Source organism: Arenibacter hampyeongensis (assembly GCF_002909255.1).
Taxonomy (GTDB): Bacteria; Bacteroidota; Bacteroidia; order Flavobacteriales; family Flavobacteriaceae; genus Arenibacter; species Arenibacter hampyeongensis.
The window spans coordinates 373,130-397,219 of sequence record NZ_PIOB01000005.1 but is presented as its reverse complement, the minus strand read 5'-3'; the positions used below and the strand labels follow the sequence as shown (position 1 = coordinate 397,219).

22 protein-coding genes are annotated in these 24,090 nt (G+C 38.5%); 12 read left to right on the top strand and 10 right to left on the bottom strand.

What is annotated here, in order from left to right; all coding sequences use genetic code 11:
* Positions 1 to 133: 133 nt before the first annotated feature.
* The 4 genes from CWD91_RS14840 to CWD91_RS14825 all read right to left on the bottom strand — a co-directional run bounded on the left by CWD91_RS14840 (position 134) and on the right by CWD91_RS14825 (position 3,765).
* Positions 134 to 430 (bottom strand): thioredoxin family protein, encoded by a 297-nt coding sequence (locus tag CWD91_RS14840; RefSeq protein WP_072862855.1) that lies wholly within the window; start codon positions 428 to 430, stop codon positions 134 to 136.
* Positions 431 to 521: 91 nt separating this feature from the next.
* On the bottom strand, positions 522 to 1,763 hold the full coding sequence (locus tag CWD91_RS14835) for a metallophosphoesterase (RefSeq protein WP_103441735.1): 1,242 nt from the start codon (positions 1,761 to 1,763) through the stop codon (positions 522 to 524).
* Positions 1,760 to 2,986, bottom strand: a complete 1,227-nt coding sequence (locus CWD91_RS14830; RefSeq protein WP_103441734.1) for a metallophosphoesterase — start codon at positions 2,984 to 2,986, stop codon at positions 1,760 to 1,762. Before CWD91_RS14830 ends, CWD91_RS14835 begins: the two co-directional genes overlap by 4 nt.
* A 50-nt stretch (positions 2,987 to 3,036) precedes the next feature.
* Positions 3,037 to 3,765 (bottom strand): copper homeostasis protein CutC, encoded by a 729-nt coding sequence (locus CWD91_RS14825; protein WP_103441733.1) that lies wholly within the window; start codon positions 3,763 to 3,765, stop codon positions 3,037 to 3,039.
* Between the two features lie 42 nt (positions 3,766 to 3,807).
* Between CWD91_RS14825 and CWD91_RS14820 the strand changes: the two genes are divergently transcribed.
* Positions 3,808 to 4,803 carry an isoaspartyl peptidase/L-asparaginase family protein gene (locus CWD91_RS14820; RefSeq protein ID WP_103441732.1) on the top strand — a complete coding sequence of 332 codons (996 nt, stop codon included), beginning with the start codon at positions 3,808 to 3,810 and terminating at the stop codon, positions 4,801 to 4,803.
* Between the two features lie 44 nt (positions 4,804 to 4,847).
* Positions 4,848 to 7,694, top strand: coding sequence for a DNA polymerase I (gene polA, locus CWD91_RS14815; protein ID WP_103441731.1), 2,847 nt, complete (start codon positions 4,848 to 4,850; stop codon positions 7,692 to 7,694).
* 93 nt (positions 7,695 to 7,787) lie between these two features.
* Here polA and CWD91_RS14810 read toward each other — a convergent pair whose 3' ends face one another.
* Positions 7,788 to 8,288 carry a hypothetical protein gene (locus CWD91_RS14810; RefSeq protein WP_103441730.1) on the bottom strand — a complete coding sequence of 167 codons (501 nt, stop codon included), beginning with the start codon at positions 8,286 to 8,288 and terminating at the stop codon, positions 7,788 to 7,790.
* Between the two features lie 339 nt (positions 8,289 to 8,627).
* Between CWD91_RS14810 and rplM the strand changes: the two genes are divergently transcribed.
* From rplM to tsf, 4 genes are all read left to right on the top strand, one after another.
* Complete coding sequence (gene rplM / locus CWD91_RS14805; protein ID WP_103441760.1) at positions 8,628 to 9,083, top strand: 50S ribosomal protein L13; 456 nt, start codon at positions 8,628 to 8,630, stop codon at positions 9,081 to 9,083.
* On the top strand, positions 9,083 to 9,469 hold the full coding sequence (gene rpsI, locus CWD91_RS14800; RefSeq protein ID WP_103441729.1) for a 30S ribosomal protein S9: 387 nt from the start codon (positions 9,083 to 9,085) through the stop codon (positions 9,467 to 9,469). The genes rplM and rpsI overlap by 1 nt, the downstream gene beginning before the upstream one ends.
* Positions 9,470 to 9,745: 276 nt before the next feature.
* Entirely contained in the window at positions 9,746 to 10,807 is a 1,062-nt protein-coding gene (gene rpsB / locus CWD91_RS14795; RefSeq protein WP_103441728.1) for a 30S ribosomal protein S2, read from the top strand.
* A gap of 94 nt (positions 10,808 to 10,901) precedes the next feature.
* Positions 10,902 to 11,726 (top strand): translation elongation factor Ts, encoded by an 825-nt coding sequence (tsf, locus tag CWD91_RS14790; protein WP_103441727.1) that lies wholly within the window; start codon positions 10,902 to 10,904, stop codon positions 11,724 to 11,726.
* Positions 11,727 to 11,923: 197 nt separating this feature from the next.
* Here tsf and CWD91_RS14785 read toward each other — a convergent pair whose 3' ends face one another.
* Complete coding sequence (locus CWD91_RS14785; protein WP_103441726.1) at positions 11,924 to 13,816, bottom strand: M61 family metallopeptidase; 1,893 nt, start codon at positions 13,814 to 13,816, stop codon at positions 11,924 to 11,926.
* Between the two features lie 242 nt (positions 13,817 to 14,058).
* On the opposite strand from CWD91_RS14785, the gene pyrH reads away from it, so the two are divergent.
* The 6 genes from pyrH to CWD91_RS14755 all read left to right on the top strand — a co-directional run bounded on the left by pyrH (position 14,059) and on the right by CWD91_RS14755 (position 21,709).
* Positions 14,059 to 14,766 carry a UMP kinase gene (gene pyrH / locus CWD91_RS14780; protein WP_103441725.1) on the top strand — a complete coding sequence of 236 codons (708 nt, stop codon included), beginning with the start codon at positions 14,059 to 14,061 and terminating at the stop codon, positions 14,764 to 14,766.
* Positions 14,767 to 14,809: 43 nt separating this feature from the next.
* Positions 14,810 to 15,364 carry a ribosome recycling factor gene (frr, locus tag CWD91_RS14775; RefSeq protein ID WP_103441724.1) on the top strand — a complete coding sequence of 185 codons (555 nt, stop codon included), beginning with the start codon at positions 14,810 to 14,812 and terminating at the stop codon, positions 15,362 to 15,364.
* Positions 15,365 to 15,667: 303 nt separating this feature from the next.
* Positions 15,668 to 18,067: an efflux RND transporter permease subunit gene (locus CWD91_RS14770; RefSeq protein WP_103441723.1), complete on the top strand. Its 2,400-nt coding sequence runs from the start codon at positions 15,668 to 15,670 to the stop codon at positions 18,065 to 18,067.
* Positions 18,068 to 18,172: 105 nt separating this feature from the next.
* Entirely contained in the window at positions 18,173 to 19,606 is a 1,434-nt protein-coding gene (gene asnS, locus CWD91_RS14765) for an asparagine--tRNA ligase (RefSeq protein WP_103441722.1), read from the top strand.
* 40 nt (positions 19,607 to 19,646) lie between these two features.
* Entirely contained in the window at positions 19,647 to 21,104 is a 1,458-nt protein-coding gene (gene rpoN, locus CWD91_RS14760) for an RNA polymerase factor sigma-54 (protein ID WP_103441721.1), read from the top strand.
* Complete coding sequence (locus CWD91_RS14755; RefSeq protein ID WP_103441720.1) at positions 21,104 to 21,709, top strand: hypothetical protein; 606 nt, start codon at positions 21,104 to 21,106, stop codon at positions 21,707 to 21,709. Before rpoN ends, CWD91_RS14755 begins: the two co-directional genes overlap by 1 nt.
* Here the strand turns inward: CWD91_RS14755 and CWD91_RS14750 are convergent.
* The 4 genes from CWD91_RS14750 to CWD91_RS14735 form a co-directional block, all read right to left on the bottom strand.
* Entirely contained in the window at positions 21,704 to 22,396 is a 693-nt protein-coding gene (locus tag CWD91_RS14750) for a porin family protein (protein ID WP_103441719.1), read from the bottom strand. The two genes, CWD91_RS14755 and CWD91_RS14750, sit on opposite strands and share 6 nt — an antisense overlap.
* A gap of 88 nt (positions 22,397 to 22,484) precedes the next feature.
* Entirely contained in the window at positions 22,485 to 22,967 is a 483-nt protein-coding gene (locus tag CWD91_RS14745; protein WP_103441718.1) for an ExbD/TolR family protein, read from the bottom strand.
* A 25-nt stretch (positions 22,968 to 22,992) separates the two neighbouring features.
* Entirely contained in the window at positions 22,993 to 23,613 is a 621-nt protein-coding gene (locus CWD91_RS14740) for an ExbD/TolR family protein (RefSeq protein ID WP_103441717.1), read from the bottom strand.
* A 14-nt stretch (positions 23,614 to 23,627) separates the two neighbouring features.
* Complete coding sequence (locus CWD91_RS14735) at positions 23,628 to 24,071, bottom strand: hypothetical protein (protein WP_103441716.1); 444 nt, start codon at positions 24,069 to 24,071, stop codon at positions 23,628 to 23,630.
* Positions 24,072 to 24,090 lie beyond the last annotated feature (19 nt).

Below are 24,090 nucleotides of genomic sequence, written 5' to 3'. Positions count from 1 at the left end.
AATTTGGCTATTGCTATGATAGTCGTAAAATGTGAAGGGAAATTAGATCATTTTGAAACATAAAAAAATGGTCGGAATTTCTTCCGACCATGACTGGACAGATGTCCCGGTTTTTTTATGCGTTTTATTTTAGCTATAGATACTCATTGAGTATTCCGATAAGGGTATTGGCATCCTGTTCCCCACTCTGTCTCCATACCATTTCACCTTTTTTGTATATCATCAAGGTAGGCAAACCTTTCACTCTCAACGCCTGGGATAGTTCTTTATTCTTATCCACATCAATCTTAATAACTTTGCCCTTATCGCCCAAAGCGGCGGCTACATCCCTCAGTACAGGGTGCATGGCTGTTGACTGTTCGTTCCACTCTGCGTAAAAATCCAATAACACGGGAACATTTATATCAATTAATTCACCAAATTTAGACATATACAATACGTTGGGTTATAAATCAAAAATAAGAAAAAATGTTAAAATACAACTAGTGCTATCATTTTTGTAGGGAAGGTAGCTGTTAAAATCACGTTAATGACCTCTTTTTTAGGGTTATTACCGTGATTTCTGGCCATATACCAACCCTTCCTGGATAACCTAAAAATCCGAATCCCCGGTTTACATTGATCATTTGACCCAATTCTTTGTATACCCCTGCCCAATACTTATATCTCCATTTGGCCGGACTCCATTTAATCCATCCAGGAATTTCTATACCAAATTGCATCCCATGGGTATGTCCGCTTAAAGTTAAATGATAATGGTAATCATCTTTTAAGACTTGATCCTCCCAATGTGATGGATCATGGCTCATTAGAATCTTAAAATCGTCCTTATTAATTTTGGACACTGCTTTTTTAAGGTCTCCAGCCTTTTTAAAACCTCCCCTACCCCAATTTTCAACACCGATCAAGGCAATTTTATCTTCTCCTTTTTGCAAATATCTGCTATCGTTTAATAGGAGATCAAAGCCCATTTCCTTCTGTAAATTTTTAAGGTCGATCAAATTGTTCCTCTTGGCTTCTTCCGTCTCCCATTCCACATAATCCCCATAATCATGATTGCCCAAGATAGAAAATATACCATCGTTTGCCTCTAGTTTGGAAAAGACAGATTTCCATGGAATTAATTCATCAGCTTTATTATTAACCATATCACCTGTAAACAATATGACATCACTCTTTTGTTGGTTTATTAGACTCACGCCATATTCAATCATACTTCTATTGTCGAAACTTCCACAATGAATATCCGATATTTGAGTTATTTTGTAGCCTTCAAAGGCCTCAGGTAAATCTTCATATTCCAAATTATAATTTAATACTTTGTAATTATACTTACCTCTGTGCATTCCGTAAAGTAAGGCCGAAAAAGGAATTGTCGCCACACCCAATCCTATCAAACTCACAAATCGTCTTCTAGAGGTCAAAGAAAACTCTTTAGAAATTCCATAATACCTATTGTAAATCGCAACTATAAATCTACAGGCATCCTCAAAAAACAAAAAGAAAAAGACAATACCCTGAAATACAACCATTGCCAAAAACAATCCTAAAGCATAACTCTTAGCCTTATTATTAGGATCACTAAAAACCATCCCAACCTTACCCGCATAAACTATTTGAAAAACGAAATTTCCCAATATTACCAAAGAAATCAGAACAAAGCAATAAGCTACAATATTATACATTTTAGCTGCTTTAATAACCTGAAAAGTATAAATAGCCAGTATAAAATAAACTAGCACAATAATTAACCAACGTATCATATCTGTTTTCTTTTAAGGGTTATTACCGTGATTTCTGGCCATATACCAACCCTTCCTGGATAACCTAAAAATCCGAATCCCCGGTTTACATTGATCATTTGACCCAATTCTTTGTATACCCCTGCCCAATACTTATATCTCCATTTGGCCGGACTCCATTTAATCCATCCAGGAATTTCTATACCAAATTGCATCCCATGGGTATGTCCGCTTAAAGTTAAATGATAATGGTAATCATCTTTTAAGACTTGATCCTCCCAATGTGATGGATCATGGCTCATTAGAATCTTAAAATCGTCCTTATTAATTTTGGACACTGCTTTTTTAAGGTCTCCAGCCTTTTTAAAACCTCCCCTACCCCAATTTTCAACACCGATCAAGGCAATTTTATCTTCTCCTTTTTGCAAATATCTGCTATCGTTTAATAGGAGATCAAAGCCCATTTCCTTCTGTAAATTTTTAAGATCGATCAAATTGTTCCTCTTGGCTTCTTCCGTCTCCCATTCCACATAATCCCCATAATCATGATTCCCTAAAACTGAAAATTTACCGTCCTTGGCACTCAATGTCGAAAACAGGCCTTTCCATGGCAACATTTCCTCCGCCATATTATTGACCATGTCCCCTGTAAAAAGTAACACATCGCTTTTTTGCTGATTAATAAGGTCTATTGCGTATTCTATCTTCTCCCTATTATCGAAACTGCCACTGTGAACATCCGATATTTGTGTAATTTGATATCCATCGAAGCTAGAGGGCAAATCATCAAATTCCAAATTGTATTTAAGCACTTTAAAATTGTACTTCCCTTTCAACATGCCGTACAACAATGCGGAAAATGGCAATGCAGCAATTCCCATGGCAATCGTACTTAAAAAACGTCTGCGCTGGGGTAGACTAAATTCCTTAGTTCCCCCAAATATCTTATGATAGCCGGCAGAAAGAAATCTGAAAATATCCTCGGAGAATAAAAATACAATAGTAATCAACTTAAAAGTGAGCATAGCCAGCAAGAGACCAAAGGCGTAACTTTTTGGAACACTCAACACTCGGCCAGGAGCATCGCCCATAGTGAATTGATAAATAAAATTTCCCAAAACAAAGAGAGATAATACCATATAGGCATAATAAACCCAAGGGTAACGGGTTACAGCCCGCAATGCCTGTAAAGTATAAATCCCAAGTGTGATGTAAATAACAATGAAAACAATCCAACGAAGCATTCCTTAAATTTTTAGTAAAGATATTGGTTTCAAAACCTTTAGAACCTATTTTACTTTTCTTTAACTAGGCGGACCACTTCTTTTAGGGTAGCCAAATGACTAATGGCTATTTCATCGTCCCGAAGAAAGCTGGGGGTGCTCATTGGAACTACAGGTGTATGATCAAGAGTCCTATGGAATTTTATACCGGTCAAATGTACTGCTCCAAAACCTTTCTTCTTAAATTCCAATACATTGGAATCCTGTATACCACCTCCAGGCATAATAACAGTTCTCTCGGATTTATTCAGCAACTTTGACAATAGGTCGATTCCTGCAACTGAAGAATTTTGTTGTCCGGAGCTCAAAATGGTATCCACTTCCAGTTCCTCCAATTGCTTTAACGTTGCCATAGGATCCTCTACCCAATCAAATGCCCTATGGAAGGTAAATTGCATAGGCTTTGATAAATTGATCAATTCTTTAGTTCTTTCAACATCCAAAGTAAAGTCCTTTTTCAACACTCCTGATACAATCCCATTAAAACCTAGTTCTTTGCACAGTTCAATATCTTTCTTCATTATCTCAAACTCTAGATCGGAATAGGTAAATTCACCACTCCTAGGCCTAATCAACACATTTACAGGAATAGAAATATATTTCTTTATCACTTTCAAAAGGCCAAAAGATGGAGTTGTACCCCCTCCCGCCAGCTCGGTACATAATTCAATACGGTCAGCACCAGCTTTTTGGGCATTTACAGCAGATTCTAAAGAATTGGCGCATACTTCTACAATCATATTTCTTATATTTAGGACCTTAAAATTAAGTAACACAATCGTATGAAAAGAAGAAATTTCCTTAAAAATTCTACTCTAAGCACTGCCGGAATAATTTCAGCACCACTTTTTGCATCCTGCCAAGAAACAAAAAAGGAACTACCACCAATTGCAAATACCCCAGCAAGTGTAAAACCTATTGTAATATGCACTTGGAATTTTAAGAATGCCACAGCAAAGGCTTGGGAAGTTTTGGACAATGGAGGTTCTTCCCTAGATGCTGTAGAACAGGGTGTAATGGTAGAAGAAGCAGATCTTAGCAATGAAACAGTTGGCAACGGAGGTAGACCGGATAGGGATGGCCACGTTACCTTGGACGCCTGTATTATGGACAAAGACGGCAACTGCGGGGCAGTGCTCTGTATGGAAAATATTGCCCATCCTATTTCGGTTGCAAGAAAGGTAATGGAAGATACACCACACGTAATGTTGGCCGGAAAAGGAGCGGAACAATTTGCTTATGAAAAAGGATTCCCAAAAACCAATCTACTGACTGAAAAAGCCAAAAAAGATTGGTTGGAATGGAAAAAGAAATCCAAATACGAAACCATTATCAATATAGAAAACCACGATACCATAGGTATGCTGGCCATAGATAAAAATGGAGATATTGCCGGAGCCTGCACCACAAGTGGAATGGGTTACAAAATGGCCGGAAGGGTTGGAGACTCCCCAATAATTGGTGCCGGATTATTTGTAGATAATGCCGTTGGCGGAGCAACAGCCACAGGAGTCGGGGAAGAAGTTGTGCGCACGGTCGGTAGTTTCTTGATAGTTGAACTAATGCGCCAAGGGAAATCGCCACAGGAAGCCTGCGAGGAAGGCGTAAGACGAATCATGGAAAAGAACAAGGACAGAAGGGATTTTCAAATTGGCTTTATTGCCATCAACAAGAATGGAGAAACTGGAGGATACTGCATTCACCCTGGATTTAGCTATAGTGGCTATTCTGAGGCAGGTCAAACCAACAATACCACGGAGACATTTTTAAAATCCTAAACCTTAATTTCATTAAATCCAAATCTTAATAAGAATCAAAAATAATGGCAGAACAAAAGAGACTTTTCTTACTTGATGCATACGCACTCATTTTTAGGGGCTACTACGCACTTATCAAAAACCCCAGAATAAATTCCAAGGGAATGGACACCTCTGCCATAATGGGATTTATGAATTCTCTATTGGATGTTATAAGAAGGGAAAAACCAGATCATTTGGCAGTTTGTTTTGACAAAGGAGGAAGTGCGGACCGTACGGAAATGTTCGCAGAATACAAAGCCAATAGGGATGCCACTCCAGATGCTATAAAAATAGCCGTACCCTATATACAAAATATATTAAAGGCCATGCACATTCCTGTAGTGGAATTGGCGGGAATGGAAGCCGATGATATCATAGGCACCCTGGCAAAGCAAGCTGAGAAGGAGGATTACAAGGTATTTATGGTCACCCCGGATAAAGATTTTGGACAGTTGGTATCCGAGAACATATTTATGTACCGCCCGGCCAGAATGGGCAATGGCATTGAAATATGGGGTATCCCTGAAGTCCAAAAACGCTTTGGTGTTGAACGTCCAGAACAAGTCATAGACTATTTGGGAATGATGGGCGATGCTAGCGACAACATTCCAGGATTACCTGGAGTTGGTGACAAGACAGCCAAAAAATTCATCGAGGAATTCGGCTCTATGGAAAATTTGCTGGCCAATACAGATAAATTGAAAGGCAAAATGAAGGAGAAAGTCCAAGAAAATGCCGAACTCGGAATCCTATCCAAAAAGCTGGCCACCATATTCGTGGATTGTGACGTAACCTTTAATGCCAAGGATTATGAACTCTCCATGCCCGATGGTGATAAAGTACAGGAGATTTTCGAAGAATTGGAGTTCCGAAGGCTTAAGGACCAATTTCTTAAACTTTTTTCTGCGGAATCTGATGAAGACAGTGCGAATGATAATAAACAGGACAGCAGCCCTGTTTCCAAAAAGAAACCAACTGAGGCAGGCGGCGGTCAATTTTCCTTATTCGGTGGTGACGGTCAGGTTACAGGAGGTACTATTAAGGAAGTATCCAGCAGGAAAAATATTGCTGAGGTTTCGCATGTATATCAGAGCGTTCATTCAGGTATGGCCATGAATCTTTTTGTTCAGAATTTAATGAAGCAGGCATCCGTTTGTTTTGACACGGAAACTACTGGATTAAACCCACTTACAGCGGAATTGGTAGGCATTGCATTTTGCTGGGAAGCCGGAAAAGGTTTCTATGTTCCCTTTCCCGAAGACAGAAAGGAAGCACAGAATATTATTGAACAATTAAGACCATTTTTTGAAGCGGTAGGTATTGAAAAAATTGGTCAGAACTTAAAATATGATATTAAGGTACTTCACAAATACAACGTATCCGTAAAAGGTAAATGTTTTGACACCATGCTGGCCCATTACCTCATAAACCCGGATATGCGCCACAACATGGATGTACTGGCTGAAACTTATTTGAATTACACCCCTGTTTCCATAACCGAACTCATAGGCAAAAAAGGTAAAAACCAACTATCCATGAGGGAGGTTCCCTTGGAAAAACAAACCGAATATGCCGTAGAGGATGCAGATATCACTTTTCAATTGGCCCAGCACTTTAGACCTGAATTGAAAGAGGCAAACACGGAAGAATTATTTAATGACATAGAGATCCCGCTTTTACATGTCTTGGCAGACATGGAGCAGGAAGGAATCAATTTGGACAAGGCATTTTTGAATTCGCTCGCCAAGGATTTGGATGACGATATCAAAAATTTGGAATTAAAGATTTACAAGGAAGCAGGTGAAGAATTTAATATAGCTTCTCCAAAACAATTGGGCGAAATACTTTTCGACAAAATGAAGTTGGTAGACAAACCCAAAAAGACCAAAACAGGTCAATATTCCACGGCTGAAGATGTACTTTCATACCTGGCTAAAGACCATGAAATAATCCAAAGCGTATTGGACTTCCGTGGACTTAGCAAATTAAAGAGCACCTACGTGGATGCCTTGCCCGAACAAATAGAGGCAAGCACCGGCAGAGTACATACAGATTATATGCAAACCGTAGCCGCTACGGGAAGATTGAGCAGCAACAACCCCAACCTTCAAAACATTCCCATACGAACAGAACGAGGAAGACAAGTAAGAAAGGCTTTTATCCCAAGAAACGAAAATTACATCTTATTGGCGGCAGATTATTCACAGATCGAATTGCGGATTATTGCTGCTTTAAGTGAGGAGACCACTATGATAGAGGCTTTTAAAAACGGAGAGGATATTCACGCTTCCACAGCTTCCAAAGTATTTAACATCCCATTGGAAGAGGTAACCAGGGAACAGCGAAGCAATGCCAAGACCGTAAATTTTGGAATTATATACGGAGTATCCGCATTTGGATTAAGCAACCAAACCGACCTATCCCGAGCCGAATCCAAGGAACTAATAGAAACCTATTACAAGACCTACCCCAAATTACGTAATTACATAAGTGAACAAATAGAATTTGCCAGGGAGAATGGTTATGTACAGACAGTCTTGGGCAGACGAAGGTATCTTAAGGACATTAATGGCAGCAATGCCATTGTCCGTGGAGCTGCGGAACGCAACGCCGTAAATGCCCCCATACAAGGAAGTGCCGCGGATATCATAAAAATTGCTATGATCAATATCCACAATAAGCTTGAAAAAGGAAATTACAAAAGTAAAATGCTCTTACAAGTGCATGATGAATTGGTCTTTGATGTATATAAACCCGAATTGGAGGAATTAAAGACAATGATCAAATCGGAGATGGAAAATGCCTATAAATTATCGGTGCCTTTGGATGTAGAGTTGGGCGTTGGTAATAATTGGCTGGAAGCCCATTAGCCCTATACCTTATTAATCAAAAAAAGCGGAATGCCAAGGGGTTAACCTAAATGCATTCCGCTTTTTATTTTTATATAGCTTTTTTTCCGAATCTTATTTCCTTTTAAAAATAAGCTGTCCACCAGCATTTAAATTTGGGATATCCAAACCAGCGGCATCAACGGTCATAACATCACCATCTATGGCTACATCTACGGTTACGATTTGTTGATCTTCATCCGTATAGGTAAGTTTGCCGTCGGCATACACATACACAGTGGTTTCCGTATCCTTTTCGGTCGGACAAGGAATATCAAACCCATTCCCCTCGGAATTTAAGCCGATTTCCAGATACTGAACGGAATTATCAATGATGACGGTTAAATCCTCTTTAAAATTAAAACTCAACACATAGCAGTCCTTCAATGTTAGAAAATTCAACAAATCCCTTGCATTTTTTTCATCATCACTGGCCGTATCATTATTTACCTTTAGCTCATGTGCCTGCCAAATTCCCACAATTGTATCTTCCTTGGACTTATCACCATCGTTATCCGAAGAGCATGAAATGAAAAGACCGGTAATTATTAAAAGCAATAAAAATTTTAATTTCATCTTTTTAAGAATTATGTTGTTTAAAAAGCTAACGTATTATAAAACAATTTAGTATTCCCAGAATCCTTGGAAAACAAAGTTTCTTAACCTATATTCCCATTACTTGCCCTGCACAATTAAAGGCAGACCCACCTATTTGGATTTGAAGTAAACGAGTAGTCTACTTACACGTAAAAAGTTACAATTGTGATGAAATGGGTTTACAAAGTTCACCTCGACAGTATATTATTGGAAAAAACTATAAATAATAAGAAACAACCATTTGGAATTCAACTTAATAATTGTACATTTGCAGCCCGTTAAACGGGATTGAAGTGTTTAATCAATAAATATATTAGTGTGGATACATTAAGCTACAAGACGATTTCGGCCAATAAGGCGACCGTTGACAAACAATGGTTACTAGTTGATGCTGAAGGAGAAACATTGGGCCGTCTTGCTTCTAAAGTAGCGTTGTTACTTAGAGGGAAGCGCAAGCCTAATTTTACACCACATGTTGATTGTGGGGATAATGTTGTTATTATCAATGCAGAAAAAATCAACCTGACCGGAAAGAAATGGGATTCAAAAACCTACGTTCGTCATACCGGTTATCCAGGAGGCCAGAGGTTTACAACGGCTAATGAAATGTTGGCTAAAGATCCAGCGCGTATAGTAGAAAAATCGATAAAAGGTATGTTGCCCAAGAACAAATTGGGTGCAGAGCTTTTCCGTAATCTAAAGGTATATGCTGGCACAGCCCACAATCAAGAAGCACAAAAACCAACAGCAATTAACTTAAACGATTTTAAGTAATGGAAATGATTCATAAAATTGGTAGAAGAAAGACTGCAGTTGCCAGAGTTTATGTTACTGAAGGAAAAGGTAACATTACCATCAACAACAGAGACTTAAGCAACTATTTTCCTACTGCAACATTACAGTACAAGGTAAAGCAGCCATTTGCCCTAACCAACAACGAAGAAAACTTTGACGTTAAGGTTAATGTATATGGTGGCGGTATTACTGGACAAGCGGAAGCTGTTCGTTTGGCATTATCAAGAGCATTATGCGAAATGGATGCCGAGCACAGATTAGTTCTTAAGCCAGAAGGTCTTTTAACTAGAGATCCAAGAATGGTTGAACGTAAGAAATTCGGTCAGAAGAAAGCCCGTAAGAAATTCCAGTTCTCCAAACGTTAATACTGTATTAACAAAACAAATACTGAAATTACGCAGTGTTCTTGATTACCATTTGGAACGTTTTGCAGGTTTTGGTGTAAATTTTAATTGTTCATTGAAAACCCTTGTCATAGGGTAAGTAATAATCCTGAATTTTAACAATTGGCTGTCCCTCCTAGGGAAATCCAATAGTAGATATATTCTGGATAAATTAGTTTAGCATCTAAATATTAAAGGCTACCACAGGGTACCACTTTAGTATTGCTAATTCAAAGGAACGTAAACTAAAAAATAAAAATGGCAAACAAAGTTGAAGTAAAAGACCTTTTAGAGGCAGGTGTACATTTTGGTCACCTTACCAGAAAATGGAATCCAAACATGGCTCCTTACATCTACATGGAGCGTAATGGGATTCACGTTATCAATCTTTACAAAACTGTTGCAAAATTAGAGGAGACCAATGAGGCCCTTAAAAAAATTGCAGCTTCAGGTAGAAAAATACTTTTCGTAGCTACCAAAAAACAAGCAAAGGATATTGTTGCTGAAAAAGCAGGCAATGTTAATATGCCCTACATCACTGAAAGATGGCCAGGTGGTATGTTGACCAACTTCGTTACTATTCGTAAAGCCGTTAAGAAAATGGCTTCTATTGATAGAATGAAGAAAGACGGTACCTTTAACACACTTTCCAAAAAAGAGCGTTTACAAGTTGATCGTTTGCGTGCAAAGTTGGAAAAGAACTTAGGTTCCATTTCTGAAATGACACGTCTACCAGCTGCTTTGTTCATTGTAGATACAATGCGCGAGCACATCGCGGTAAAAGAAGCACAAAAATTGAACATTCCAATTTTTGCTATGGTAGATACCAACTCTGACCCACGACAAATAGATTTTATAGTACCATCCAATGATGATGCTTCCAAATCCATTGAAGTAATTATGGCATCTGTAACTGCTGCTATTGCCGAAGGATTAACAGAACGTAAATCTGAAAAGCAAAGTGATAAAGAAGGTGGAGATGAAGCCAAGCCTAAAGAGAAAAAGGCAAAGGCAACTTCAGAAGAAAAAGCAGCTCCTGCAGCAAAAGCTCCTAAAAAAGCCCCAGCAGCAGACGACCTTACCAAAGTAGAAGGTATTGGTCCAAAAATTGCTGAAATTTTTCAAGAAGCAGGTATTAACACTTTTGCCGATCTAGCCGACAAATCAGAAGAGGACCTTAAGGACATCCTTACTGAATCCGGCCCAAGATATGCTTCCAAAAATCCAGCATCATGGCCTAAGCAAGCTCAAATGGCTGCTGACGGTAAATGGGATGAATTGCAGGAATGGCAAGATAGCGTTAAAGGAGGAGTAGAATAATCCCCTTTTAATATAATAGAATATAAATTTAACATTCACCTGGATTAGGATTACGTAACAATTCTAATCCAGATGAAAATTAAAAGAAAATAAAATGGCTAAAATTACCGCCGCAGAGGTAAACAAATTAAGACAAACAACTGGCGCAGGCATGATGGATTGCAAAAATGCATTGGTTGAAGCTGAAGGAGATTTTGAATTAGCAATTGAAATCCTACGTAAAAAAGGACAAAAAGTTGCCGCCAAGAGAGCCGATAGGGATTCTTCCGAAGGAGCTGCAATTGCAAAAGTAAGTGCGGACAATACCTCCGGGGTTATCATTTCTCTAAACTGTGAAACCGATTTTGTTGCAAAGAACGATACTTTTGTTGCTTTGGCCAACGCTTTGGCAGACCTTGCTTTGAACTTTGACACCAAGGAAGCTTTCTTGAATGCAGATTACAAAGGAATCTCTGTACAAGATAAACTTACAGAGCAAACCGGTGTAATAGGTGAGAAAATTGAAATAGGTGGATTTAGTAGACTTTCTGCTCCATTTGTTGGTTCATACATACATGCAGGTAACAAAATAGCAACATTGGTAGGTCTTTCTGCCGCTGTTGATGGTGCAGATGTCGCCGCTAAGGATGTTGCCATGCAAGCCGCTGCAATGAATCCAGTAGCTTTGAACGAGGAAGGAGTTGACCAGTCTATCATAGATAAAGAAATCGAAATTGCTAAAGACCAACTTCGTCAAGAAGGAAAGCCGGAAGCTATGTTGGATAACATCGCTAAAGGAAAATTAAATCGATTCTTTAAAGACAATACTTTGGTAAACCAAGATTTTATCAAGGACAGCAAACAAAGTGTAGCCCAATACGTAAAATCTGTTGATTCCAAATTGGAAGTAACCGGATTTAAAAGGGTAGCTTTAGGGTAATCCAAAAAGCACTAAGCATATTAAAAAACGCCTTTACAATGTAAAGGCGTTTTTTTTGCTCTAAAAGTTCTGGCCATAAAAATCGAAGACTCCATTAATTTTAATAAATAGAAATCCCTGATAATTACCTAAAATTAAACTGAACCCCCAACATAAAATTTGGTCATTTCTGAATTAAAATTCCTTACTAGAATCAATTATCCTTTCATCCAAGCTTCCCTAAGCTTGATCTGTTGTTCGGATGCCCCTTTCACAGGCACTAAATTTATAGTATTCAAAGTTGGCACACCTACTCTACCGGTTAAACTAAGCTCCTGGTCACCCCGCTTAACCACCATAGTAATTTCCCTGTCCGGCGCCCAACCAAAGCTTAGACCAATAATACCCCTCATAGTTTCTAGGGTTATGGGTGTTCCATCTATACTTTTAATAATATCGCCTCCCTTAGCCCCAATCCCATTAAAAAAAGAATTAAGGGTAATTCCTTTCCTAACAAACACTTCATTCTCTTTAGCGGGATCAATATCAATAAAAGGTATGTCGCCATCTAAAAAATAACCACTGGATTTCTCTTCAGACCCTTTCTCCAGCCCCACTTTTTGCCAATAATCTTCGTAATTTATAGGAGTTTCACCTGTAACATGGACATCAAAGAAATACTTTATTTCCGGGTACGTCATACTTACAATCTCATTGATCAAGCCAACATCTTCAAATGGGGTGGATTCTCCATATTTTTTGGAAAGTTCTTTCATTAACCACAAAACACCTTTTTCTCCTCCGCTTAATTCCCTAAGATTAATGTCCAAAGCCATATTTATCAAGGCCCCTTTCTCATAAACATTGGCATAGTTACCCTTATAGGGCTCCTCCAAGATATTTTTACTCATTATGGTAAACGACATATTGTCATCATAGGAATTGGCATTGCCCACCTTATCCATAAGACGCTTATAAAATTCATCCTCAGAGATTAAACCCTGTTGAATTTGAAACAGATTGGCAAAATATTCGGTTGTCCCCTCATACATCCATAGATGCATGGACATTTTGGGGTCGTTGAAATCGAAATATTGGATTTCCTGGGAATGAATGGTCAAAGGTGTAACGATATGAAAAAATTCATGCGACACTATATCGATCATTGATTCCTCCAACCGATCTTTAGGAATTTGTTCGGGCATGATCAATACCGTAGAAGTATGGTGTTCCAAAGCTCCAAATCCAGTTGCATCTGCATCCTCCATATTGGAAAGATAAAGGATAATGGTGTAATTTTTAGTGCTATTGATATCCCCTAAAAATGCCTTTTGCGCCCGCATCATTTTTTCCATACTCCCTTTTAAACTGGCCGCAGTATAAAATCCGTTTGGAGAATAAACACTTAAAGTAACCGAAATATCATTTACTTGAAAAGTCTCTATACTTGGCTTGGAATACATGATAGGATTATCTATCAATTCAAAATAGCGACTAGCTACAAAAACATCCGTATCCGGTGTTTTCACATCCTGAACACCTTTGGTCAAGGAGGTTGCAGGTTCCAACCCCTTTGGAGCAGTAATTTCCAAAGAATATGGCAATTCCAGTAATCCTTCAAAATACCCCACAAACCCATGAAGATTCAACATAAAATTCTTGCCCTTGAGAATATTGGTGCCAGCCGGGGAAAACACCTTATCGTCAACTTCCCTTTCGGTATCATAGGTATCATTTACCCAGTATGCTACCCTATCCAATTCCTTTGCATTAATAATTTTCCAAGTATTCTCATCTATTTTCTCAAACGGCAGCTCTCCTCCTTTATAATCATACGCCTTAAATTGCTCCACATATTTACCATAATTATCCGTACTATAAGTGCCTGGAACCGTTTTTGGAATATAAAAAGATATGTTTTCGGATGTAAATGCCCCTGGATCAACCATCACCATAACCTTGTCATCCACCACCCTGATCAAATCGATTTTGGCAACAATGGTGGCCTTATTCGCTGTCACCAAAGACTTGGTGGAGCCACATGCTTGAAGCATTAAAATTGCAACCCCTAAAAACCATAAACTTTTAAAAAACCTTAATCTGTTTGTCATTTTCAATTGATTTTATTTATTGTAGGTTCCTGAAAAGCTAAATATCCCAATGTGGGCATAGACCAACATTTAGCATATTAACTATATAAATTAGTGGAACTACAGTATTTGACACAAGATTATAAAAATAATTCTACCTTCCTATGTCCATTATGAAATAATTAAGGATACATGAATCGTACGGCACAAGACGCTTCATAAATATTTTTGATTATTTTTGCTTCAAATTAATCAACATCAAGATGCAATATAAAAGAATACTTTTAAAACTCAGCGGCGAAGCCTTAATGGGAACAAAGCAGTATGGGATAGACGGGCAACGTCTTTCTGAATATGCCGAGGAGATCAAAGAAGTGGTAGACAAGGGTATAGAAGTAGCTATTGTTATTGGTGGTGGCAATATTTTTAGAGGCTTGGCCGGAGCCAGCAATGGCATGGACCGGGTACAAGCCGATCATATGGGCATGTTGGCTACCGTAATTAATGGCCTGGCCCTACAAAGTGCCCTGGAATTAAAGGGAGTACAAACCAGGTTACAATCTGCCATAAAAATAAATGAAGTGGCAGAACCTTTTATTAGAAGACGCGCAATGCGCCATTTGGAAAAAGGCAGAGTGGTAATATTCGGAGGCGGTACGGGCAACCCATATTTTACCACGGATTCAGCAGCCGTTCTAAGGGCTATAGAAATTGAGGCCGACGTAATTTTAAAAGGCACCAGGGTTGACGGAATTTACACCTCTGACCCTGAAAAAGACAAAACAGCCACAAAGTTCGATACCATCTCCTTTAAAGATGTATTGACAAAAGGACTTAAAGTAATGGACACCACTGCCTTTACATTAAGCCAAGAAAATGAATTGCCCATTGTGGTTTTTGATATGAACAAAAAAGGGAATCTTATGAAATTGGTTTCCGGAGAAAATATAGGAACGGTCGTAAATCTATAGTTTTGGCACTATTTGTGTTAAATCAATTTAAAAAAAATAGCATATGAACGAAGATATAAAGTTTATACTGGACACTACCAAGGAAGGAATGGATAGCGCTCTAGCCCACTTGGAAAAAATGTTTATAAAAATAAGGGCTGGAAAAGCAAGTCCTATAATGTTATCCAGTGTAATGGTGGAATATTACGGTTCCCCCACCCCATTGTCCCAAATTGCAAATGTAAATACTCCCGATGCCCGAACTTTGTCCGTTCAACCATGGGAGAAAAACATGCTGCATGAAATTGAAAAAGCTATAATGAACGCCAATCTCGGATTTAATCCTATGAACAATGGCGATTTCGTAATTATCAACGTACCTCCCCTAACGGAGGAACGCAGGAGAGATTTGGTAAAACAAGCCAAGGCGGAAGCCGAAGATGCCAAAATTGGTGTTCGTAATGCAAGGCAGGAAGCCAACAAAGAAATTAGGGGCTTGGACGTTTCGGAAGATTTACAAAAGAATGCAGAAGGCGATGTGCAGACACTTACAGACAAATACATTAAAAAAATTGACGCCTTTCTTGAAGCCAAGGAAATTGAAATCATGAAGGTATAAACACCATAGATCTGTATTATTAAAAGAGCGACCAATTGGTCGCTCTTTTAATTTCTGCATACTATTTCAAGATTAAAAATACAATGGCCCACTAGTTTACCTGCCAGATTTAATCTTCGACCAACATCACATCCTAATACCCAACTATTTAGTCCAAGCTTTCTAGGAACAATAACAATCATTCTCTACCTTTGCGCTCGAATAATTTTAGGATTCTATGAGCGACTATATAATTTGGATAGCTTATTGGATTTAACGGTTTGCATGCCCAATAAGGCATTTTAAAATAAGACGTTTCACTAGATGGTTGCAAAGTTAACGCGAGGATTTTGGGCAAAAATAGCAAGGATAATACTTAGGAACAGAATTCTAATTCTAGTCCTTTTAGCCATGATGACTATCTTCATGTCCATGCAATGGGATAAAATGAGGTTTTCCAATTCACAGGCCAACCTCTTGCCAGACCACCATCCGATAAATCTGGAATATCTTTCTTTTTTAAAACAGTTTGGTGAGGAAGGTAATGTCGTTGTTTTGGCGGTTAAGGACAGCTCCTTATTTACCCCTGAAAAATTTAATCGCTGGAACAAGCTAAGCAAACAATTGGGGGCATTCCCTGAGGTAGATTTTGTATTGTCTACGGATAACCTACAAGAGCTCGTAAAGGACACGGTAAAGCAGGAATTTGTTATGCTGCCCTTTTTAAAGCAAGCTCCTAAAACCAAAAAGGAGGTAGACAGTTTAACCAACCACCTTTTTAACAACCTTCCCTTTTACGACAATCTCATATACAACAAAAAATCACATACTATACGCAGTGTAATTTATTTGGATAAGGATATTGTTAATACCTCAGTACGTAAAGACTTTATCCTGGAAGACCTGTCCACTTTGGTCAAAAACTTTGAAAAGGAGACCCAACTGGATGTCCATATTTCCGGGATGCCGTACATAAGAACCATGAACTCCCAAAACATTATTGATGAAATAGGGAAATTTATTCTTGCTGCACTTGGGGTTACCTCCTTAATTTTCTTTTTCTTTTTTAGAAGTTTTAGGGCCACGATTATTTCCATGTTCGTGGTGATTATTGGGGTCATGTGGGCTTTTGGAATTTTAGGTTTGCTACAATATGAAATTACGGTACTAACTGCCCTTATTCCTCCATTAATAATTGTTATTGGTATTCCCAACTGTATCTTCCTCATAAACAAATACCAACAAGAAGTAAAGAAACACGGTAACCAGGCATTATCATTACAACGTGTAATCTCAAAAATTGGCAATGCTACCTTAATGACCAATGTTACCACCGCTTCCGGTTTTGCCACATTTATAATAACCGACAGTAAATTACTTAAAGAGTTCGGCATTGTTGCCTCTATAAATATTATTGGAATATTTGTGCTTTCCCTTTTGATAATTCCAATTATCTATAGCTTTATGCCCCTTCCAAAACACAAGCATTTGAAACACTTAAATACGAAGTGGATAGAAACTTTTGTGAGTTGGATGGAAAGCATTGTTAGGGATAGAAGGATTACGGTTTATATTGTTTCCATTGTCCTTTTGGTAGCCAGTATTATTGGTATCTATCAAATAGATATTTCGGGAAGCCCTATTGAGGATATGCCAAAAAAAGCTGAATTTTTTCAGGACATACGCTTTTTTGAACAAGAGTTTGACGGAATAATGCCCGTAGAAATCGTGGTGGATACCAAAAGACCCAAAGGGGTCCTAAAATCTTCCACCCTTAAAAAAATGGATGAATTGGGAACGGTGATCCATGAGATTCCTGAACTTTCCAGACCTGTTTCCGTTGTTGACCTCGTTAAATATTCCAAACAGGCATTTTACAGCGGCATCCCTAAATACTATCAACTTCCTACTTCACAAGAGAATACTTTTATAATGGATGTGGCCAGGAAATCTGCTGATAACGGCGATCTTCTCAAAAGTTTTGTGGATAGTACCGGGCAAGTAGCCCGGATGACTACATATATGAAGGATGTAAAAACATCCCGAATGGAAATTATTGAGGCGAAACTAAGGGAGAATATTGATAAAATTTTCCCTTCGGATAGGTATAAGGTTACCATGACGGGAAGTGCCCTCCTATTTTTAAAGGGGACCAAATATCTGGTAAAAAACCTGATCATGTCCCTGGCATTGGCCATTGGCCTTATTGCCCTCTTTATGGCCTATTTGTTTAGATCGTTCAGAATGATTGTCATTTCCTTGATCCCAAACTTATTGCCTCTGGTGATAACGGCAGGTGTCATGGGCTTTGTAGGGGTGCCTATAAAGCCTTCCACCATTTTGGTGTTTAGCATCGCATTCGGAATTTCGGTGGACGATACCATACACTTCTTAGCGAAATATAGACAGGAACTCATTGCCAACCATTGGAGAATAAAAAAATCGGTCTATGCCGCCTTGAGGGAAACCGGAGTTAGTATGTTTTACACCTCTATTGTCTTGTTCTTTGGTTTTTCCGTATTTGTTATATCAAGTTTTGGAGGAACTGTAGCTTTAGGGGCCCTGGTTTCGGCCACCTTGTTATTCGCTATGCTGGCCAACCTTATCCTATTACCCTCACTACTGCTGTCCCTAGAAAGAAGCATTGCCAACAAACAGGTATTAAAAAAACCGCAAATAGACATTCTGCCGAAGGAAGAATTAAATATCACGGACAAGGAATAATCATCCGTTTATTAAAATATTTTTTACCTGGCACATACAGGTATATACTCGATTTATATTTTTGCAAAAAGGCTATCTTTGCCACTTAATTTAGAAGGAATTCAAATGAATACATTTAGCGTAAAAGAGCTATTATCTGCCGATCATTTACACCAAGAGGTCATTGTTAATGGTTGGGTAAAAACTTACAGAAGCAATAGATTTATTGCCTTGAATGATGGTTCAACCATAAACAACATTCAGTGCGTTGTAAATTTTGAGGAATTTGACGAAAATTTACTAAAGCAAATAAATACAGGAGCGGCACTTGGAATAAGTGGTACGCTGGTAGAAAGCCAAGGAAAAGGACAATCCTTGGAAATACAGGTAAAGGAAATAAAAGTTCATGGGGGTGCAGATCCAGAAGTCTATCCTATTCAACCTAAAAAGCACTCATTGGAGTTTTTGAGGGAGAAGGCGCATCTTCGGGTACGAACCAATACCTTTGCGGCCATTATGAGGGTACGCTCTACACTTTCTTTTGCAGTACACCAATATTTTCAAAAGAATGGATTCTTTTACGTTCACACCCCAATAATCACAGGTTCGGATGCGGAAGGAGCTGGAGAAATGTTCAGAGTTTCTACCTTGGACAATAAAAAACCGCCCTTGACAGATAAGGGAGATATAGATTATAAGGAAGATTTCTTTGGAAAAGAAACCAATTTAACGGTATCGGGACAATTGGAAGCTGAAACATACGCAATGGGATTGGGAAAAGTATACACCTTTGGACCTACCTTCAGGGCAGAAAACTCCAATACCTCAAGACATTTGGCCGAATTTTGGATGATCGAGCCAGAAGTGGCCTTTAATGACCTGGACGCCAACATGGATTTGGCCGAAGACTTTATTAAAGAGGTAATTAAGTACGCTTTGGAAAACTGTTTGGAAGACCTACAATTCCTGGAGCAACGACTTTTGGACGAAGAAAAAAGCAAACCACAGGCAGAGCGCAGTGAGATGCCTTTGATAGAAAAACTAAAATTTGTTTCGGACAATACATTTAAGCGAGTAACTTATACCGAAGCGATAGATATATTAAGAAACAGCAAACCCAACAAAAAGAAACAGTTTAAATATCTTATAGACGAATGGGGAGCAGACCTCCAAAGCGAACATGAGCGCTTTTTGGTGGAAAAACATTTTAAATGTCCTGTAATACTATTTGATTATCCCGCTAAAATAAAGGCATTTTATATGCGTTTAAATGAGGACGGCAAAACGGTTAGGGCCATGGACATACTTTTCCCAGGGATTGGCGAAATAGTAGGTGGATCGCAACGTGAGGAGCGTTTGGACGTCTTATTGGAGAAGATAAAGGCACTAGGTATTGATGAAAAGGAACTTTGGTGGTATTTGGACCTAAGGAAATTTGGCTCTGCCGTTCACAGTGGCTTTGGACTTGGTTTTGAAAGGTTGGTATTGTTTGCAACCGGAATGGGGAATATTAGGGATGTAATACCATTTCCAAGAACGCCTCAAAATGCCGAATTCTAATCATTATTCTTTAACTTTATAGGAAAGATTATCAATTTTTATGCTGAAACAACACCTACAGTTTAAATTATCGCAGAAATTATCTCCACAACAAATACAGTTGATGAAGTTGATTCAATTGCCTACGCAAGCATTTGAACAACGACTAAAACAAGAACTGGAGGAAAACCCTGCTCTAGAAACTGGAAAGGAAGAGGGCGAAACCCAGGAGGATGAATTTGATGATCTCTACGATAACGAAACCGATAGCGAAAACATCAGTGCCGAAGATATCAATATAGATGACTATTTAAGTGATGACGAAGTACCGGATTACCGTACGCAAGCCAACAACTACAGTGCCGATGATGAGGAAAAAAGTGTACCGTATGCCGCCGGAATTTCATTCAACCAATACCTAATAAATCAATTAAACACTATTTATTTGACCGATGAGGAATGGTCTATTGCCGAATTCTTGGTAGGTAGTGTGGATGAAAGCGGATATATAAGAAGGCCCCTTACGGACATTATGGACGATTTGGCATTTACCCAAAATATATACACTGAGGAAAAGACCATAGAAAAAGTATTGCGCATAGTTCAAGATCTTGACCCCGCAGGTGTAGCCGCAAGAACCTTGGAAGAGTGCCTGCTTATTCAATTAAGAAGAAAAGAAGTAACTCCAAGTATTGAATTGGCAATAGTACTATTGGAAAAATCTTTTGAACAGTTCACCAAAAAACACTATCAAAAACTAATTCAGAAACACAATATAACAGAGGAACAGTTAAAGGATGCCATATCTGAGATCGAGCGGCTAAATCCCAAACCAGGCGGTTCATATTCCGGAAATAACAGAACAGTTGAGCACGTGGTCCCTGATTTTACAATTCGAATCGTGGACGGAGAATTGGAACTTACCCTAAATGGAAGAAATGCTCCAGAATTACATGTTTCAAGGGAATACAACAACATGTTGGAAGGATACAAAAATTCCAAGGAAAAATCCAAGTCCCAGAAAGACACCGTAATGTTCATTAAGCAAAAGCTGGATTCTGCCAAATGGTTTATTGACGCCATTAGACAACGCCAGCAAACGCTTTACATTACCATGAACGAAATCATGGAATATCAACAAGAGTACTTCCTTACCGGAGATGAGCGTAAACTGCGACCTATGATCCTAAAGGACATTGCCGATGGAATCCACATGGACGTATCCACGGTTTCCAGAGTAGCCAATAGCAAATACGTTGACACTCCCTATGGGACAAAATTGATTAAGGACTATTTTTCAGAATCCATGAAAAATGATCAAGGAGAGGATGTGTCCACTAAAGAAATAAAAAAGATATTGGAGACTGTCATTGGCGAAGAAACCAAGAAAAAACCGCTAACAGATGACAAGCTGGCGGCCATACTAAAAGAAAAAGGTTACCCTATTGCCAGAAGGACTGTAGCAAAATATAGGGAACAGTTGGATATCCCTGTGGCTAGGTTGAGAAAACAGATTTAATGCGACTATTCCTCAAGATCACATCTTACCTACTACACCCGCTCTTTGTGCCATTTGCTGGCACTATAGCCTATTTTTTGATTACTCCTAAATACAGTCCGTTGGAAATGCAGAGCGGCAATATATTGCCCATATTTATCCTGACCATTATTATTCCCATAATATTTTTTTTGATCTTAAGAAACTTAGGGATTGTCAGCTCCATTTTCATGCCAAATCTCCAAGAAAGGAAATACCCGCTCTATATTAGTCTAGGACTGCTTTTAATGGTCTTGTTGAAGGTAATCCCCAACAACTTTACAATAGAGCTACATTACTATTTTCTAGGCCTTATAGCAGGCCTATTTAGCGCACTGGTATTGCTTTTTCTAAACTTTAAATGCAGTATGCATCTCTTGGGCATGGGCAGCCTTTTAATGTTCCTGATAACTCTAAGTATACACTTCGAAATCAATATCACCATTGCCATTAGCATAGTGACCATACTTTGCGGCCTAGCGGCCACATCCCGACTTTATTTAAACGCCCATACCAAAGCGGAAGTGATAATTGGTTTTGCCATTGGCCTTTTTACACAATTATTTACCATTAAATTTTGGCTATAAAATATAGAAAATAAGCCCGACTTTAAGTGGCTTGTACTCTATTGCCTCTCCCGACTGCACCATTATCCCATCGTTAAACAACGAACTTAAGGCATAGTAAATATGAATATTAAAGGTATTATAGCCAACATTCAAGGTTAGACCATACTGAAAATCCCTAATATCCTTGTTGACAAGAACAATTTTCTCCGTGCTGGAAACGTACTTGGACCGACCATCAAAAACATAGCCCATCTTAATTCCAGTATATATCCGCCAAAATTTATATTCCTGAGGAGTGGAATTGCGCCACCTGAATTGAAAGGGAAGCTCCAGGACATGTGTTGCTATTTTGTTTCTTTTAAAATCAGCATCACTATCCAATATAGTGTACTCCAATTCGGTACCCTGTTGGGATGCCAATAAATTTGTATAGTAGGAATTTATGCCATAACCCAAACCAATTCCAAGTCCAAAGGTTCTATCATAACTAAGTGGAATATCCTTTATAAACCCTCCTTGCAATCCATATGATAAATTTCTTTGTGAAACACCAATGGGGAGCTCTGTGGCAAAATTATAGGTAAGCCCAAAATAAAACTGATCTTCCAAATACTTTCGATCCCCATTTTGATTGGAATCCAAAACCTGCGCTTCAACAAATGCACTGGAGAACAGAAGTATAATTAATATGCAGGAAAATCTCATAGCCCACTAAAGGTAATTAATTAAACATAAAAAAAACGCTCCAAATATAACCATTTGAAGCGTTCCGATTCTCTTATCCTTTTACTAACTATTGCAAATTCCTGAAAGCATCACCGTCATAGGTGGTATAATTTACCTTCAAAGCATTTACCTTTCTAAGTTCTTGTTTAATATCGGAAATAATACCCATATTGGCATTCTTGTCAACCTTAAGTGCTGTTGTCAATACATTTTGTAATTCCTGGGGCTTTTTGGCCCTTTCCATCAAAATATAATCTCCTACGTCCGATGCTGAAGCGAATTTATCGTTCAACTGAATTTTGGATTCGGTACCATAAGTCTTCTCATATTCACGGGTTGGTTTCCCAACATAAATATAAATGACTCGATCCTTTTTCTCCAGTTTTTTAATTTCTGTTGCATTGGGCAGTACGTTTTCCACCTTAAGGGTACTATCTTTCATCACCGTAACCGTCATAAAGAAGAACAAAAGCATAAAAACGATATCTGGCAATGATGCTGTATTCACCGCAGGTAAAGCCGCATCTTTTTTCTTATTAAATTTTGACATAGTATCTAGTTTTTAACTTCTGAATTTAGTTTGACGATGTTTCAGCCTCTGAAAGTTTCTGTGGAAACAAATCCTGAATTTTCTTTACCTTTTCCTTCAATTCATCACGAACATTGTCCGGAGTTTCTGGATTAAGATATTCAGCTTCCATATCCGTAAAGTCTTTTTTGAACAAACGTTGAGCTTCACGGTTCCTAAGATCATTATAGGCACCCACCAATTCGTTCTGAACTGTTATGTAAGTACCATATTTAGTCTCCCTATCGTTCTTAAGTGAAATAATGGCCTTGGAGGGACTATCAGATGATGTAGCTTCCCTTTTCCCTTTGCAATAATTACAATAGTCTGCGGTTCCCGAAGGAGCACCACCATTGTCCAAAAATGCAATGGCCTTCGCCCTTAAATCCTTAATATTCGTTAATTCATCATCAGCCAATAATTGTCCGTCGCGGTTAATGTTAACCTGAAAAATATTCTTTTGCTTAATGATTACATCTGTATCTGGCGGCTCTATTGGCGGTAACATACGATCTAAACCTGCATCTGTCTCAATAGTGGTGGTCACTAGAAAAAAGATAAGCAATAAGAACGCTATGTCTGCCATAGAACCCGCATTTACCTCTGGTGGTGCTCCTCTTTTTGGCATAATATTTTATTTTATTATTTACTAATCATTTTCTTAACTCCGGACCACAACATGGCACCTACAGCTATTATTGTAAGTATAAAAAATACATTCAATCCCATCCCTATGGTCTTAACAGTACTCTCAGTAGTTGGAACTCCTTTTTTGGCCATTTCGTCCAAATTAACGTCCGTTCCATTTGCTAGGGCATAAGCAATAACAACAACAACCAAAAGTCCGCCTACACCAAATAGGGTTTTCTTTAAGGCACCTTTGGATGTCAATAAATTCATCAATCCAAAAAGAACCGAGGCCGCTATCGCAATCCCCAACAATAAATAGGTGATAATGAACATAAAGTTCATAGACCCATTATTTATGGCTTCCGTTGCGGGAACGTCTGAACTTGGAAGCTGAAACCACAGTATGGCCCCGATAACTCCAAGTACAACTAATATTATTTTAACAATTTTATGCATGATACTTTAAGTATTTAGT

Excerpts from the sequence above, each read along its gene's own strand:
- CWD91_RS14810 (WP_103441730.1), bottom strand. The coding sequence starts at position 8,288 with ATGAAATTAAAATTTTTATTGCTTTTAATAATTACCGGTCTTTTCATT.
- CWD91_RS14735 (WP_103441716.1), bottom strand. The coding sequence starts at position 24,071 with ATGCATAAAATTGTTAAAATAATATTAGTTGTACTTGGAGTTATCGGG.
- CWD91_RS14830 (WP_103441734.1), bottom strand. The coding sequence starts at position 2,986 with ATGCTTCGTTGGATTGTTTTCATTGTTATTTACATCACACTTGGGATT.
- frr (WP_103441724.1), top strand. The coding sequence starts at position 14,810 with ATGAACGAAGATATAAAGTTTATACTGGACACTACCAAGGAAGGAATG.
- asnS (WP_103441722.1), top strand. The coding sequence starts at position 18,173 with ATGAATACATTTAGCGTAAAAGAGCTATTATCTGCCGATCATTTACAC.
- CWD91_RS14835 (WP_103441735.1), bottom strand. The coding sequence starts at position 1,763 with ATGATACGTTGGTTAATTATTGTGCTAGTTTATTTTATACTGGCTATT.
- CWD91_RS14840 (WP_072862855.1), bottom strand. The coding sequence starts at position 430 with ATGTCTAAATTTGGTGAATTAATTGATATAAATGTTCCCGTGTTATTG.
- rpsI (WP_103441729.1), top strand. The coding sequence starts at position 9,083 with ATGGAAATGATTCATAAAATTGGTAGAAGAAAGACTGCAGTTGCCAGA.
- CWD91_RS14820 (WP_103441732.1), top strand. The coding sequence starts at position 3,808 with ATGAAAAGAAGAAATTTCCTTAAAAATTCTACTCTAAGCACTGCCGGA.
- CWD91_RS14785 (WP_103441726.1), bottom strand. The coding sequence starts at position 13,816 with ATGACAAACAGATTAAGGTTTTTTAAAAGTTTATGGTTTTTAGGGGTT.
- tsf (WP_103441727.1), top strand. The coding sequence starts at position 10,902 with ATGGCTAAAATTACCGCCGCAGAGGTAAACAAATTAAGACAAACAACT.
- CWD91_RS14825 (WP_103441733.1), bottom strand. The coding sequence starts at position 3,765 with ATGATTGTAGAAGTATGCGCCAATTCTTTAGAATCTGCTGTAAATGCC.
- CWD91_RS14770 (WP_103441723.1), top strand. The coding sequence starts at position 15,668 with ATGGTTGCAAAGTTAACGCGAGGATTTTGGGCAAAAATAGCAAGGATA.
- CWD91_RS14745 (WP_103441718.1), bottom strand. The coding sequence starts at position 22,967 with ATGTCAAAATTTAATAAGAAAAAAGATGCGGCTTTACCTGCGGTGAAT.
- CWD91_RS14750 (WP_103441719.1), bottom strand. The coding sequence starts at position 22,396 with ATGAGATTTTCCTGCATATTAATTATACTTCTGTTCTCCAGTGCATTT.
- rpsB (WP_103441728.1), top strand. The coding sequence starts at position 9,746 with ATGGCAAACAAAGTTGAAGTAAAAGACCTTTTAGAGGCAGGTGTACAT.
- CWD91_RS14740 (WP_103441717.1), bottom strand. The coding sequence starts at position 23,613 with ATGCCAAAAAGAGGAGCACCACCAGAGGTAAATGCGGGTTCTATGGCA.
- pyrH (WP_103441725.1), top strand. The coding sequence starts at position 14,059 with ATGCAATATAAAAGAATACTTTTAAAACTCAGCGGCGAAGCCTTAATG.
- CWD91_RS14755 (WP_103441720.1), top strand. The coding sequence starts at position 21,104 with ATGCGACTATTCCTCAAGATCACATCTTACCTACTACACCCGCTCTTT.
- polA (WP_103441731.1), top strand. The coding sequence starts at position 4,848 with ATGGCAGAACAAAAGAGACTTTTCTTACTTGATGCATACGCACTCATT.
- rpoN (WP_103441721.1), top strand. The coding sequence starts at position 19,647 with ATGCTGAAACAACACCTACAGTTTAAATTATCGCAGAAATTATCTCCA.